16 protein-coding genes are annotated in these 13,007 nt (G+C 61.0%); 3 read left to right on the top strand and 13 right to left on the bottom strand.

What is annotated here, in order from left to right; genetic code table 11:
- The first annotated feature begins 16 nt into the window (after positions 1 to 16).
- Positions 17 to 700 carry a DUF1045 domain-containing protein gene (locus ACXAH8_RS12320; RefSeq protein WP_475218803.1) on the top strand — a complete coding sequence of 228 codons (684 nt, stop codon included), beginning with the start codon at positions 17 to 19 and terminating at the stop codon, positions 698 to 700.
- Here ACXAH8_RS12320 and phnN read toward each other — a convergent pair.
- Genes phnN through phnG form a run of 8 tightly spaced genes read right to left on the bottom strand, consistent with a single transcriptional unit; the run spans position 682 to position 6,278 of the window.
- Positions 682 to 1,230, bottom strand: a complete 549-nt coding sequence (gene phnN, locus ACXAH8_RS12325) for a phosphonate metabolism protein/1,5-bisphosphokinase (PRPP-forming) PhnN (protein ID WP_475218805.1) — start codon at positions 1,228 to 1,230, stop codon at positions 682 to 684. The two genes, ACXAH8_RS12320 and phnN, sit on opposite strands and share 19 nt — an antisense overlap.
- Entirely contained in the window at positions 1,227 to 1,910 is a 684-nt protein-coding gene (phnL, locus tag ACXAH8_RS12330) for a phosphonate C-P lyase system protein PhnL (protein WP_475218807.1), read from the bottom strand. Before phnL ends, phnN begins: the two co-directional genes overlap by 4 nt.
- Before the next feature lie 22 nt (positions 1,911 to 1,932).
- On the bottom strand, positions 1,933 to 2,703 hold the full coding sequence (phnK, locus tag ACXAH8_RS12335; protein WP_475218809.1) for a phosphonate C-P lyase system protein PhnK: 771 nt from the start codon (positions 2,701 to 2,703) through the stop codon (positions 1,933 to 1,935).
- A complete protein-coding gene (locus ACXAH8_RS12340) occupies positions 2,700 to 3,560 on the bottom strand; it encodes an alpha-D-ribose 1-methylphosphonate 5-phosphate C-P-lyase PhnJ (protein ID WP_475218811.1) in 861 nt (286 codons plus the stop codon). The genes phnK and ACXAH8_RS12340 overlap by 4 nt, the downstream gene beginning before the upstream one ends.
- Positions 3,557 to 4,153, bottom strand: coding sequence for an HAD family hydrolase (locus ACXAH8_RS12345; protein WP_475218814.1), 597 nt, complete (start codon positions 4,151 to 4,153; stop codon positions 3,557 to 3,559). The genes ACXAH8_RS12340 and ACXAH8_RS12345 overlap by 4 nt, the downstream gene beginning before the upstream one ends.
- Positions 4,150 to 5,241, bottom strand: a complete 1,092-nt coding sequence (locus tag ACXAH8_RS12350; protein ID WP_475218816.1) for a carbon-phosphorus lyase complex subunit — start codon at positions 5,239 to 5,241, stop codon at positions 4,150 to 4,152. The genes ACXAH8_RS12345 and ACXAH8_RS12350 overlap by 4 nt, the downstream gene beginning before the upstream one ends.
- 3 nt (positions 5,242 to 5,244) lie before the next feature.
- On the bottom strand, positions 5,245 to 5,820 hold the full coding sequence (phnH, locus tag ACXAH8_RS12355) for a phosphonate C-P lyase system protein PhnH (protein ID WP_475218818.1): 576 nt from the start codon (positions 5,818 to 5,820) through the stop codon (positions 5,245 to 5,247).
- Positions 5,820 to 6,278, bottom strand: coding sequence for a phosphonate C-P lyase system protein PhnG (gene phnG / locus ACXAH8_RS12360; protein WP_475218820.1), 459 nt, complete (start codon positions 6,276 to 6,278; stop codon positions 5,820 to 5,822). The genes phnH and phnG overlap by 1 nt, the downstream gene beginning before the upstream one ends.
- Positions 6,279 to 6,381: 103 nt before the next feature.
- On the opposite strand from phnG, the gene phnF reads away from it, so the two are divergent.
- The gene (gene phnF / locus ACXAH8_RS12365) at positions 6,382 to 7,092 is read left to right on the top strand and encodes a phosphonate metabolism transcriptional regulator PhnF (RefSeq protein ID WP_475218822.1); all 711 of its coding nucleotides are present in this window, start codon (positions 6,382 to 6,384) and stop codon (positions 7,090 to 7,092) included.
- A gap of 307 nt (positions 7,093 to 7,399) precedes the next feature.
- On the opposite strand, the gene ACXAH8_RS12370 is transcribed toward phnF, so the two are convergent.
- From ACXAH8_RS12370 to phnC, 5 genes are all read right to left on the bottom strand, one after another.
- Complete coding sequence (locus tag ACXAH8_RS12370) at positions 7,400 to 8,014, bottom strand: LbetaH domain-containing protein (protein WP_475218824.1); 615 nt, start codon at positions 8,012 to 8,014, stop codon at positions 7,400 to 7,402.
- Between the two features lie 16 nt (positions 8,015 to 8,030).
- Positions 8,031 to 9,389: a phosphonate ABC transporter, permease protein PhnE gene (gene phnE / locus ACXAH8_RS12375; protein ID WP_475218825.1), complete on the bottom strand. Its 1,359-nt coding sequence runs from the start codon at positions 9,387 to 9,389 to the stop codon at positions 8,031 to 8,033.
- On the bottom strand, positions 9,386 to 10,267 hold the full coding sequence (gene phnE, locus ACXAH8_RS12380; protein WP_475218827.1) for a phosphonate ABC transporter, permease protein PhnE: 882 nt from the start codon (positions 10,265 to 10,267) through the stop codon (positions 9,386 to 9,388). Before phnE (ACXAH8_RS12380) ends, phnE (ACXAH8_RS12375) begins: the two co-directional genes overlap by 4 nt.
- 66 nt (positions 10,268 to 10,333) lie before the next feature.
- On the bottom strand, positions 10,334 to 11,236 hold the full coding sequence (gene phnD, locus ACXAH8_RS12385) for a phosphonate ABC transporter substrate-binding protein (RefSeq protein ID WP_170527473.1): 903 nt from the start codon (positions 11,234 to 11,236) through the stop codon (positions 10,334 to 10,336).
- A gap of 67 nt (positions 11,237 to 11,303) precedes the next feature.
- Entirely contained in the window at positions 11,304 to 12,125 is an 822-nt protein-coding gene (phnC, locus tag ACXAH8_RS12390) for a phosphonate ABC transporter ATP-binding protein (protein ID WP_475218830.1), read from the bottom strand.
- A 168-nt stretch (positions 12,126 to 12,293) separates the two neighbouring features.
- Here phnC and rpe point away from each other — a divergent pair, with 168 nt between their 5' ends.
- Entirely contained in the window at positions 12,294 to 12,983 is a 690-nt protein-coding gene (gene rpe / locus ACXAH8_RS12395; protein ID WP_170665982.1) for a ribulose-phosphate 3-epimerase, read from the top strand.
- Positions 12,984 to 13,007 lie beyond the last annotated feature (24 nt).

The raw sequence follows: 13,007 nt of genomic DNA on the forward strand, positions 1-13,007 counted from the left end.
GCAATAGGAGGCCAATGTGACATTCACGCGATACGCGATCTACTATGCCCCCCCTGCCGATGCAGAGTGGACGCAATTTGCAACCAGCTGGTTGGGCTGGGACATGGAGACCGGGGGCCCGGTGGCGCATCCCGCCGTGGATGGGATCGACGTTGCCTCGGTCACCGAAGTACCGCGCAAATACGGGTTGCACGCGACGATGAAACCTCCGTTCCGGCTGCGCGATGGGCAGACGGTAGAGGCGCTCTACGAGGCCTGCGCCACGCTGGCCGCGCGCCATGCGCCGGTCTCGCTGGACGGGCTTGAGATCGCGCGGCTGGGCCGGTTTCTGGCCCTGCGCCCGGTCGGAGAGACCCATGCCCTGAACGCCCTCGCCGCGGCCTGTGTGCAAGAGCTTGACGCGTTCCGCGCGCCTGCGTCCGAGGCCGAACTGGCCCGCCGCCGCGCGGCAAACCTGACCCCGGCGCAGGACGTCAATCTGGTGCAATGGGGCTATCCTTACGTGTTGGAGGCCTTCCGCTTCCACATCACGCTGAGCGGCAAACTGGCGAAACCCGTACTGGCAGAGGTTGAAGCGGCTTTGGACGCGCATCTGGCCCCAAAACTGCCCACACCCTTCCGGATCGACGATCTGGCCCTGATGGGTGAGGCCGAGGATGGACGTTTTCACCTGATCCATCGCTACGCCCTTTCCGGCTGAAGCAGCGCAAGGATCGCGCTGACCGTATCGTCAAGCACGCCCGAGTTGTCGATCTCGATCACCCGGCGCAACCCTTCGGGCAGCGGCGCTTTGGCACGACCAAGGCGCTTGGCTTGTTCTTCGGTGGTCTCGCGGCCGCGCGCTGCAAGGCGTTGTTCCAGAACCTGCGCATCGGCGGTCAAGGAAATCACGATAAGGTCCCCGAACACCACCTGCGCTTGCAACAGAACCGCACGGGAGAAATTGACCAGAACAGCCTGACACTTAGTGCGCTGTTCCGCGATCTGCACCGGCACACCGTAATGCAGCCCATGTGCCTGCCAGTGCATCGAGAAGGCACCATCCAGCACCATCTGCTCAAACATTTCGACCGAGACCCGGTCGAAATCCTCGCCCTCTTCCCCCTCGGGCCGCGTGATCACGCGACGCAGGCGCTGAACTCCCGACGCGCGGGCCTCCAGTGCAGCCATGACGCTGTCCTTGCCCACACCTGACGGGCCAACAACCGCTATGACGGGCGCAAGGCTCATGCCGCCTGTCCGGGCGTGAATTCCGAGACATTCACTGAGCGGTCGCACACACGCTCACGCGCCTCGACGTCGTGGAAAATCCCGACAATTGCGGCACCGCGGGCCTTGGCCTCTTCGATCAGCGACAAAACCGTTTCCCGGTTCTGCGCGTCCAGGCTGGCCGTCGGCTCGTCCAGTAGCATCGCCGGGTAGTCATGCGCAAAACCGCGCGCGATGTTCACGCGCTGCTGCTCACCGCCAGAAAACGTGGTCGGGCTGAGCGCCCAGAGCCGTTCGGGAATGTTCAACCGCGCCAGCAACCCCGCCGCCTTGTCCAAAGCGGCGTGCCGGTCAGAGCCCAGCGCCAAAAGCGGCTCGGCCACGACCTCAAGCGTAGGGACCCGAGGGACAACCCGCAGGAACTGGCTGACGTAGCCCAGCGTCTCACGCCGCAGCGCCAGAATCTCGCGCGGTTGCGCCTTGGCCACGTCCAACCCGCCGACCAGCACCGTTCCAGAGGCCGCGAGGTAGTTCCCATAAATCACCCGCATCAAGGTGGATTTGCCCGCGCCCGAGGCACCGGTCAGGGCAACGCATTCACCGGGGCCAACCTTCAGCGAGGCACCCTCCATCACCGGAATGACCGCGCTGCCCTGATTGTGCAGGGTAAAGCTCTTGCTGACGTCTGTTAGCTCAATCATCGCTTCATCTTTTCTCAAATACTCAAACCTGCAGAACGCTGGACACAAGCAGCTGCGTATATGCATGTTGCGGATCGTCCAGCACCTGATCGGTCAGGCCGGTTTCGACGACATGACCGTCTTTCATCACCATCAGCCGGTCGGCCAACAGGCGCACAACGGCCAGATCGTGGGTGACGATGATCGCGCTCAGCCCCATTTCACGCACCAAACTGCGCAACAGGTCCAGCAAACGTGCCTGAACGGAGACGTCCAGCCCTCCGGTCGGTTCATCCATGAACACCAGCCGAGGCCCAGTCACCAGATTGCGCGCGATCTGCAGGCGCTGCTGCATCCCGCCCGAGAACGCAGTGGGGCGATCATCGACCCGAGCCTCGCTGATCTCGACCCGGCCCAGCCAGTCGATCGCCTTGTCACGGATGTCGCCATAGTGACGATCGCCGACGGCCATCAGACGCTCGCCAATATTGCCGCCCGCACTGACCGACATGCGCAGCCCATCACGGGCGTGTTGATGGACAAAGGCCCAGTCCGTGCGGCTGAGCATCCGCCGCTCGGGCTCGGACATGGTGACCGTATCGACAGGACCGTCTGCACGGGTGTCAAAGATCACCTGCCCTGCATCGGGTTCAAGATGACCCGCCAGGCAATTCAGCAACGTCGACTTGCCCGACCCGCTTTCACCGACGATCCCCATCACCTCACCGGGATAGAGATCAAAACTGACATCCGTACATCCGATCCGGGCACCGTAGCTTTTTTCGATGTCCTTTACTTGCAACAGCGGAGTCATGCCGCGTCCTCTCTGGTCATAGGGCCTTGGTGGCCCGCCTCACGGCGCGACCGGCAATAATCCGTGTCCGAGCAGGCGAACATCCGATTGCCCGCGTCATCCATGATGACTTCGTCCAGATAGCTGTCCTCGGCCCCGCACAGGTCGCAGGGGTGATCAGCTTTGGAGGCCTCAAACGGGTAGTCCTCAAAATCGAGGCTGACGACCTTGGTATGGGGTGGCACCGCGTAGATCCGCTGTTCGCGCCCCGCGCCGAATAGTTGGATCGCGTCCATCTCCAGCTTCGGGTTGTCGAATTTCGGAATCGGCGACGGGTCCATCACATAGCGATCCGACACTTTGACCGGGTACGCATATGAGGTCGAAATCGCACCGTGTTGGCTGATATCTTCGTAAAGCTTCACATGCATCAGCCCGTATTCCTCAAGGCTGTGCATCTTTCGCGTTTCTGTCTCGCGTGGTTCGAGAAAACGCAGAGGCTCAGGGATCGGGACCTGGTAGACGAGGATCTGATCCTCGGTCAGCTTTGCCTCGGGGATGCGGTGGCGGGTCTGGATGACGGTGGCCTTCTGGGTCTCTTCCGTGGTCGCAACACCGGCCGTGTTTTCAAAGAACTTGCGGATCGACACAGCGTTGGTCGTGTCATCCGCGCCCTGATCAATCACCTTGAACGTATCGTCAGGCGTCAGCGTCGCCGCTGAGACCTGAACACCGCCGGTGCCCCAGCCATAGGGCATCGGCATCTCGCGGCTGGCAAAGGGCACCTGATACCCCGGAACCGCCAACCCTTTGAGGATCGCCCGGCGGATCATCCGCTTGGTCTGCTCATCCAGATAGGCGAAGTTGTACTCCGTCATAGCAAACCTCTTTCAGTCAACGCGGCATCCAAAGCCTGTGGCGAAGTGAAGTGAATGGCGTCCATTCCCACTGCCTGTGCACCTTTGACATTGTGCAGGCCGTCGTCGATGAACACGCAGTCTTCGGGCGCGTGGCCGGAACGTTCGCACAGGATCTCGAAAATCCGGGCATCAGGCTTCATCACACCCTCCTGCCCCGACACGACCAGCGTGCCAAAGACCTCACCCAACCGTGGTTGCACCTTCAGCCCCTCGGGCCAGGTTTCCGCCGACCAGTTGGTGATGGCGTGGACCGGCGTGCCTTGCGTCTTCAGACGATCCAGAACGTCCCATGTGCCGTGGATCGGTGTCTCGACCGTGCGGGCGTAGAGGTCCACATAAGCCGCAAACAGCTCCTGATCGCGCGGGTCCGAAAGCTCCTGCGCCATATCGGCGAAGCGCTCTCCATTGTCGCCCCTTGCGTTGCGCACCAGAAAATCTGTCCTTTTGATGAAGGCATGGGCGGCGTCTTCCGACCCCAGCGCCTCGACCCAGGCCAGATGCGGCTGCCAATCGACAAGGACGCCACCGATATCAAAAACCACCGCTTTCATTCTGCAGCCTCCTTGGGTGCTATGCGTTCTTCCGCCTCGCGGCGCAGCTTGCGCACGAGTTCCAGTTCCGATTGGAAATCCACGTAATGCGGCAGCTTGATGTGTTCGAGGAACCCGGTGGCCTGAATGTTGTCCGCATGGCTGAGGACGAATTCCTCATCCTGCGCGGGGGCCCCCAGGTTGTCTTCACCCAGTTCTTTCCAACGCAATGCCCGGTCGACCAGAGCCATCGAGATCGCTTTGCGCTCGGACTGCCCAAAGACCAGACCATAGCCACGGGTGAACTGAGGCGGTTCGGTCTTGGAGCCTTGGAACTGGTTGACAGTTTCACATTCGGTCAGCTCGACCTCACCGATCTCAATGGCGAAACCTAGCTCGGGGATGTCCATCTCGACCGCCACTTTACCGATCCGCAATTCACCCACAAAAGCGTGGTTACGGGCGTAGCCGCGCTGGGTTGAGTATGCCATGCCCAGAACGAACCCCTCATCCCCGCGGGTCAGCGCCTGCAAACGCAGAGGCCGGTTCGACGGAAACTCCATCGGCTCCCGTGTAAGGTCGCCCGGTGCATCTTCGCTGAGCGGCTCGTCTTGAATAACACCCTCACCTTTGAGAAAGCTGGTGATATGCGGTGTCGGTTCTTGCCGGCCGTCGCCTTCGGGCGCGGGGGCAATTTCACCATCCGCGGCCAGTTTGAAATCCAGCAGGCGGTGGGTGTAGTCGAAGGTCGGCCCCAGCACCTGCCCTCCCGGCGCGTCCTTAAACGTGGCTGAGACGCGACGGTCACAGGCCATATCCCCCGTCTTGACCGGGTTAGAATAGCCATAACGGGGCAGCGTAGTGCGATAGGCGCGGATCAGAAAGATCGCCTCAATCAGATCCCCGCGTGCCTGCTTGATCGCCAGCGCGGCGAGGTCCGGGTCGTACAGAGACCCCTCGGCCATGACCCGATTGACGGCAAGACTTAGCTGTTCGCGGATTTGCGCGATGCTCAGATCGGCGATGTCGGTATCGCCCCGACGCTCCTCAGCTAGCCAGGCATGGGCGTTTTCGATGGCCTTTTCACCACCTTTGACGGCTACATACATCGGTTATCCCTCGGCCTTGATCTGCGTGCTGCGCGGCAAGGCTGCGACCTGATCCGCGCAGGTGAAGAAGAAGTCACAGCCCAACGGATAGAGCATCGCGTTGCCCTGCAGCGCTGCGATATCCGGTAGCGACAGACGTGCCGTGGTCTTGATCCCTGGTCCGCTTAGAACCGCGCCGTTCGGCGCAAGCGCTTCGCTCTCAACAATCAAAGTGGCCGAGCGGTCGGGATATTCGGACGTGCCGATCCTGTAGTCGCTCAGAGGCATCAGGTCAGACCAGCGGCCTACAGCGAAATCCGCTTTCGGCGCCTCGACGATTGGCGCACCTGTATGAAACCTGAGCCATTGACGCATGTCCCGCGTATCTGCCGCGCCCGCCAGATAAACGCCCGTATCCGCGTCACAAAGTGTCAGCAGCAGAGCACCTGCCGCGACCGATAGCGGTGCCGGAGGTTCCGCCCCGACCAGCGTTCTGATCTCACCCGGGCGCGCCATCACGGTCATCGCGGCGCGAAACGCGTGCGCGGCATCGCGCGGGGCGTCCTGAAATCCACCTGAGAAGTGCGTTTGTGCGTTCATCAGTCCTCTCCCCGGACCAGCGTAAAGAACTCGACCTTGGTGGCCGCCGCTTTTGCCGCCCGCGCCTTGCGGTTGTCCTGCATCTGGGTCTTGAGCGGCGTGATCACCAGTTCGGTCAGACGATCCGCGGCCTCGGTCTGCATCAGCGCATCGATCAGCGCGGCGGCCTCGGCCTTGGGCTTGGAGCGGCCCTGGACATAACCATGGCCCACGATGCCATCCTCCAAAGCCAGTGAACAGCGCGTGACCGTCATTTCACCCAGATTGAACGGCGCGCCAATGGCGCCTGCACGACCGCGCACCATCACACCGCCAATCTCGGGGCTGCGCAGCCATTTGAACGATGGACGATCCGCCACCCTGTCCCAAAGCAGCATCATCGCATCCTCGGGCGCGCGGGCCAGCAGGCCCATCCACTCCTGACGCGTGATCCCGTTGCTTTTCATCTGTTCTGTCATCGAAAGCCCTTGTCGCGGTTGTCTATTCGAACTATACAACTAGACAAATATTAACCTGCATCTGCCTGCCAGGCAATCCATGAGTCCGTGAAGTTTTGATGACATGAGCAAAACACCGATCTGGAAAAGCATCGCACTCAGCCTGACCTCGGATATCGCCGAGGGGCGCTTTGGCACCGGCGACCGGCTGCCGACCGAGGCGCAACTCGCGGCCACCCACGGCGTCAATCGGCACACCGTCAGGCGCGCACTGGCCGAGCTGGCAGAGCAAGGGCTGGTTCAGCCTCGGCGCGGGGCTGGCGTCTTTGTCACCGCACGACCAACGGATTACCCGATTGGCAAACGAGTCCGATATCACAAGAGCATTTCCGCCAGCGGCAAGATACCGGGCAAGCGCATCCTGTCTCTGACCACGCGCGCCGCGGATGAGACCGAAGCCGAAGCACTTGCTTTGCAGCCCGGCGATCCGGTTCACGTCTATGACGGCTTGTCTTTGGCGGATGGTCAGCCCATTGCGCTGTTTCAAAGCGTCTTTCCGGCGCTCAGACTACCCGACATTCTCACCCACCTGACCGAAACCCAATCCGTCACCAAGGCGCTTCAGCTTTGCGGAATTGAGGATTTTGTACGAACGTCCACACGGCTGACGGCCCGCGCGGCAACGGCGACACAGGCGCTGCACCTGAACCTTATTGAAGGCGCGCCGATCCTGCATTCGCTTGGGATCAATGCGGCCGCAGATGGGCAACCGGTCGAGTATGGAAAAACCGTTTTCGCCGGTGAGCGCGTAACCCTGACGCTGCACGAGACCTGATCCGGGGGTGCTCCCGCCCGTCTTCAGCCTCCTGTCGGAGGCCTCATCCTGTTGGGGGTCGGGGGGGGGGGGGGGGGGGGGGGGGGGGGGGGGGGGGGGGGGGGGGGGGGGGGGGGGGGGGGGGGGGGGGGGGGGGGGGGGGGGGGGGGGGAGGACGGGGGTTTGGTTTTGGTTTTTCTCCTTTTTTTTTTTTTTTTTTTTTTGTTTTTTTTTTTTTTTTCTCCCCCCCCCCCCCCCCCCCCCCCCCCTGGGCCCAAGGCCGCCAATGGGTATCGGCGTAGCCGATGCACGTGCGGGCGCGGGAGGGTTAGGCGTATTTCTCCAGAAACGCCTCAATGTGCAACGCGCGGAAATCCGGCAGCACGTCGCGCAATCTGTCGTGGCTCCAATCCCACCAGGCTAGGGCCAGTAGCCTCTCTGACACCTGCTCGGAAAAGCGCCGTCGGATCGGTTGCGCGGTCACCCCGGCAACGATCGTGTAGGGGGCAACATCCTTGGTGACGATCGCACCGGACGCCACAACCGCCCCGTGCCCAATCGTCACCTCGGGCTTGATGATCGCCGCGTGACCGATCCACGTGTCATGGCCAATTGACGCCTGTCGCCCAGCGCGATGCGCAAACCACTCTGCATCGTCCTCGGCATCCTCCCAATAGTCCGCTGAGCGATATAGAAAATGATGCAAGGAAGCTCTCTCCATCGGGTGGTCCGTCGCGCCGATCCGGGTAAAGCTGGCGATATTGGCAAATTTGCCGATCTCAGCATTGGCAATATCACAGATTCGGTCGCAATAGGAGAAGTCCCCGAACCGCGAATTGGCGACCCGCGTCCCGGCACCGATCTCGACATAGGCTCCAAAACTGCTGCCCGAGATCTGGCAGTCCGGGTGAATGAAAGGCTGGTCAGAGCGCAGGCGCGTCATCGTATTCCCCATACGCTCAGGACTGCAGCTTGGCCGCGCCGCGCGGCTTGCGCTTTTTACTGGTCTCGCCTTGAATCAGACGCTTGCGCAACCAGCCCGAGAACCAATCCATCAGCATCACCATCAGAATAATGAGAACGATGTAATAGGCGACCTCTTCCCAGTCTTTCTGCGTGATGATCGCCTGCGTCAGCAACAGACCAATCCCGCCGCCGGTGATCGCGCCAATCACTGTCGCGCTGCGGGTGTTGGATTCGAGGAAATAAAGAAGCTGGCTGAGCAGAACCGGAGTGATCTGCGGGATCACCCCAAAGCGGTAGCGCTGCGGCGCATTGGCCCCGGTCGACTGAACCCCTTCGATCTGCTTGTTGTCGACATTCTCCAGCGCCTCGGAGAAGATCTTGCCGAAGGTTCCGGTGTCGGTCACCAGAATGGCCAGCGCCCCTGTCAGCGGTCCCGGGCCAAAAGCACGCGCCAGAACCACGGTCCAGATCAACGCATCCACACCACGAACAAAATCAAACACGCGCCGCGTTGCAAAGCGGACCGAGCGCAGAGGGTTGAAGTTCCGCGTCGCGAGGAAGGCCAGCGGCAGTGCAATCATACCCGCGCCCAGCGTGCCGAGGAACGCCATCAGGATCGTCTCGAAGATCGCCCAAGCCACGTCCTGGTGCCGCCACATCTTGTTGGTCCAGAAGTCATTCAGGATCGCGCCTGCCTCACCAGATGCAGCGAGGCTCACAAGTTCGGGTAAGGACTTGCCGTAATAGGGGCTGTCGAGAGTGAACCAGAACAACTCCCACCCGGTGAAGTAGCGAAACACCTCGGACCGGTTGCGGGTGACGGTCAGGCGGCCTGCATCGGTTTTGATGGCCAGACGGTTCTTGGAAACATTGATCCAGTCCGGAACTTCTCCGGCAGGCAGTTCGGCCTGCACACCGGCCGACCGGCTGGGGGTTGCGCGCACGGTGCCATAGCCGGGGATGTCATATTCGACGGTCTCGGGGCCGAAACGCACCACATGGCCGTCTTCCAGATCAATCACCGTGGTCTCACCCAGCGCGACCCAATCGGGCGCGGTGCCGTCAGGATAGCTCCCCTTCCGCTCACCCTCGATCGCGGCGGAGACCTCGCCAGTGCGGTTAGCGCGTTCGATATGGGTCTTGTAGCTGTAGCTGTCCGCCACCAGCGTTTTGCCGTTTTCCCAATTGGCCCGCTCGGTCAGACCCGGCACGTCAAATGCGAAGAACACATAGATCAGGTAGAGGGCAACCAGCCCCGGCAGCCCGAAATTCACGATGCGTTTGCGGCTGAACAGGCGGTTCGCTTCGGCCTTCAGGTCGTCAATCGACAGATCGGTGGCGAAGGTACTCATGCCGAGGCTCCTTTTTCCGACCCGTGGGTCAGACGGTCGCGCAGATAGCCAGAGATCTGATCAACGACCACAATAGTAACGAAGAGAAGGATGAAGATGGCCGCGGCCTCATCGTAGCGGCCCTGCCCCCAGGACATGGCGTTGCGCAATTCATATCCCAGACCACCGGCACCGACAAAGCCAAGGATGGCCGAGGCGCGGATGTTGATTTCGAACCGCAGCAGAGCGTAGCTGACATAGTTCGGGCCAACCTGAGGAATCACGCCCAGATACATGCGCTGTGACCAGTTGGCCCCGACGGACTGCAAACCTTCAACAGGTTTGAGAGAGGCGTTTTCATTCACCTCAGAAAACAGCTTGCCCAAAGCGCCTGCAGTGTGGATGGCAATGGCGATCATAGCCGGAACCGGTCCGCCACCCAGAATGAAGATCAAAACCAGAGCAATCACGATTTCCGGTATCGCGCGGCAGATATCCGAGATCCGGCGGAACAGCGGGATCAATGAGGGCCAAAGCGCCATGCCCCGCGTCGCCATCAGGGCCAGAAACGTACCCGCGATCGTCCCAATCAAGGTCGAGGCGGCGGCAATGTTGATCGTCTCGATCAGGGCCGGGAAGAATTCGACCAGATTGGCTGGCATCTCAGCGATCTTTTCCCACGCCTCGGACAGAACCTCGGACGGGTAGTCCAGAATCCGATGCCAGCCATCTGAGAAACTGCCCGCATTCCGCTCATCAGCTGTGCGGAAGCCTGCTGCCATCAAGGCAACGAACAGGATCAGGAGGATACCACCATAGACCCGTTTGCGCCGCGTCATCGCGGTATAGTCGTCGCGGATCTGATCGACGCTATAGGACCCTGCCGAAAGGTCTGTCATGGAATGCTCCTGAGTGGAAAACGGGGTCCGGCATTTAACCGGACCCCGCGAATAGAAGAGACAGGCTTAGTTGGACTTCAGCTTGCGCGCTTCGATGATGATTTCGTAGGCGTCATGGGTGATCGGATCAAAGCTCTTGGCTTCGCCCGCAGCCACACCGTAGAAGCAATCGCGGTCCTTTTCCGACAGGGTGTCCCACAGCTCGGTCACTTTGGCTTTGACGTCGGCAGGCAGGGCCTTGCGGACAACAACCGGACCTTCCGGGATCGGCTCGGATTTCCAGATCTGTACCAGATCGTTCATGTCGATCAGACCGGCATCAACGGCACGGCGCAGGGCACCCGACTGATAGCCGTCTTCCCACTCACCCAGACCGTCGGCCCAGGTCACACCGCCATCAACGTCGCCGTTGTTCACGGCAACGATGGTCTGCTCATGACCGCCGGTGAACTTCACTTCACCGAAATAGTCGCCCGAATCCATGGTCGCGCCCGTTGCGGCAGGGATTTCAATCGACGGGATCAGGTAGCCCGAGGTCGAGTTCGGATCGCCGAAGCCAAAGGTCTTGCCCTTCATGTCTTCAAGCGAGGTGATGCCGCTGTCTTTGCGCGCAAACCCGATCGAGTGATAGCCGTAGCCACCATCGGTGTTGACCTTGACCAGAACCGGCTCAACCGCTTCCGGATCGGACAGGTAGGTTTTCGCGTAACCCGACGCGCCCAGCCAGGCTACGTCGATGGTGCCGCCCAGCAGACCCTGGATCACACCGTTATAGTCGGCGGGGGCAAACAGCTTGGCCGGAACGCCCAGAGCCTCTTCGGTGTAGACGCGCAGGCATTCGTTGTTGTTCAGACGGTCCTGAGCGTTCTCACCGCCCAGAATGCCGATACGCAGCTCGGAAATCTCCTGAGCCATTGCAGGCGCGGCCATGGCAGTGGTCGCAACAAGGGCAGCAACTAGTTTTTTCATCTGTCTCTCTCCAGTTTGATGTTCCCGGCCTCTCATCGGGCCGGGCGATGAAAGGGGTTGGGGTGGCTCAGACGGTCGCTTCAGCTTCCATCAGGGCCTTTTGTGTGGCGTCGAGCGTTTCGATCTCGGTCGAGGTCGCCTCCTCCGAGAAGCTGGCATCGGCGCCGTAGATCTCGCGGGCGACACCAGTGGTCAGCTGCTCGGGCAGACCGTCAAAGACGATACGTCCGTCGCGCATGCCCACCACGCGGTCGCAATAGCGCCGCGCAGTATCCAGCGTGTGCAGGTTGGCGATGACAGTGCGGCCGTCTTCTTCGTGGATGCGGCGCAGGGTCTGCATCACCACCTGAGCGTTCATCGGGTCCAGCGAGGCAATCGGTTCATCCGCCAGAATGATCTTGGGGTCCTGCATCAGGGCGCGGGCAATAGCCACACGCTGCTGCTGACCACCCGAAAGCGCCTCGGCCCGCTTGGGCGCATGTTCCGCGATGCCCAGACGATCCAGAATGTCGATGGCACGGTGGACCTCTTCCATCGGAAACAGGTTGAACATCGTGGCCAGGGTCGAGTGGCGGTTCAACGTTCCGTGGAGCACATTCGACACCACATCCAGACGCGGCACGAGGTTGAACTGCTGGAAGATCATCGCACAATCGGCCTGCCAGGCGCGCTTTTCACGACCCTTCAACTGAGTCACGTCACGGCCTTGGAACAGGATCTCGCCATCGCTGGCATCCGTCAGCCGGTTGATCATGCGCAACAGCGTCGATTTACCCGCGCCCGAGCGACCGATGATGCCGATCATGCAGGGCTTGTCCACGTCCAGCGTTGCGGTATCCACCGCCACATTCTCACCGAAGCGTTTGGTCAGTTTTTTGATGTGCAGCACGTGCCACCCCCAATTCATGTTGGCGGGTAGCTACGGATTGCACTCAACGGATATGTGTCGGTTCAGTGAAAGTTTTGTAAACACCGCAGCCGTTACCATAGGGCCTACCCTTCAGGCTCATTCCCCGCTATACGCGCCCGCAACCCAGTTTCCTGCATGAGGCCCGCTATGAGCTTTGACCGTTCCATCAAGATCGCTCCGTCGATCCTGTCCGCCGATTTCGCCAATTTCGGAGCCGAAATTCAGGCCATCGAGGCGCAGGGTGCCGATTGGGTCCATGTCGATGTCATGGATGGCCATTTCGTGCCAAACCTGACCTTCGGCCCTCCGGCGGTCAAAGCGTTCCGCCCGCATGTGAAAACGGTGATGGATGTGCATCTGATGATCACGCCGGTCGATCCTTATATCCAAGCCTATGCCGATGCGGGTGCCGACATTCTGACCGCCCATGTCGAGGCAGGCCCGCATACACATCGCACCCTGCAAGCCATCCGCGCCGCGGGCATGAAGGCCGGTGTTGCCTTGAACCCTGGCACCCCTGCCGAGGCGGTCGAACATCTGCTGGACCTCACCGATCTGGTCTGCGTCATGACAGTGAACCCGGGCTTCGGAGGCCAAAAGTTCATCGACATGACCACCAAAGTCCGCAAGCTCCGCGAGATGATCGGAGACCGCCCGGTGCATATCGAGATTGACGGCGGTGTTGACCCAAACACAGCCCCGCTGGTCGCAGCAGCAGGCGCGGATGTGCTGGTCGCGGGATCGGCCGTGTTCAAGGGCGGGTCTGTCGACAAGCCTGAGGTCTATGGTGCGAATATCGCTTCGGTTCGGTCCGCTGCGGAATCTGCATTGAAGTAATGCTACTGGCCACCGCTGTATCTC

The organism is Ruegeria sp. ABV3_008, assembly GCF_056161185.1.

What these genes read in the sequence shown, in the direction of transcription:
- phnN (WP_475218805.1), bottom strand. Translation starts at nt 1,230, where the DNA reads ATGAGCCTTGCGCCCGTCATAGCGGTTGTTGGCCCGTCAGGTGTGGGC.
- phnL (WP_475218807.1), bottom strand. Translation starts at nt 1,910, where the DNA reads ATGATTGAGCTAACAGACGTCAGCAAGAGCTTTACCCTGCACAATCAG.
- phnK (WP_475218809.1), bottom strand. Translation starts at nt 2,703, where the DNA reads ATGACTCCGCTGTTGCAAGTAAAGGACATCGAAAAAAGCTACGGTGCC.
- ACXAH8_RS12340 (WP_475218811.1), bottom strand. Translation starts at nt 3,560, where the DNA reads ATGACGGAGTACAACTTCGCCTATCTGGATGAGCAGACCAAGCGGATG.
- ACXAH8_RS12345 (WP_475218814.1), bottom strand. Translation starts at nt 4,153, where the DNA reads ATGAAAGCGGTGGTTTTTGATATCGGTGGCGTCCTTGTCGATTGGCAG.
- ACXAH8_RS12350 (WP_475218816.1), bottom strand. Translation starts at nt 5,241, where the DNA reads ATGTATGTAGCCGTCAAAGGTGGTGAAAAGGCCATCGAAAACGCCCAT.
- phnH (WP_475218818.1), bottom strand. Translation starts at nt 5,820, where the DNA reads ATGAACGCACAAACGCACTTCTCAGGTGGATTTCAGGACGCCCCGCGC.
- phnG (WP_475218820.1), bottom strand. Translation starts at nt 6,278, where the DNA reads ATGACAGAACAGATGAAAAGCAACGGGATCACGCGTCAGGAGTGGATG.
- phnF (WP_475218822.1), top strand. Translation starts at nt 6,382, where the DNA reads ATGAGCAAAACACCGATCTGGAAAAGCATCGCACTCAGCCTGACCTCG.
- ACXAH8_RS12370 (WP_475218824.1), bottom strand. Translation starts at nt 8,014, where the DNA reads ATGACGCGCCTGCGCTCTGACCAGCCTTTCATTCACCCGGACTGCCAG.
- phnE (WP_475218825.1), bottom strand. Translation starts at nt 9,389, where the DNA reads ATGAGTACCTTCGCCACCGATCTGTCGATTGACGACCTGAAGGCCGAA.
- phnE (WP_475218827.1), bottom strand. Translation starts at nt 10,267, where the DNA reads ATGACAGACCTTTCGGCAGGGTCCTATAGCGTCGATCAGATCCGCGAC.
- phnD (WP_170527473.1), bottom strand. Translation starts at nt 11,236, where the DNA reads ATGAAAAAACTAGTTGCTGCCCTTGTTGCGACCACTGCCATGGCCGCG.
- rpe (WP_170665982.1), top strand. Translation starts at nt 12,294, where the DNA reads ATGAGCTTTGACCGTTCCATCAAGATCGCTCCGTCGATCCTGTCCGCC.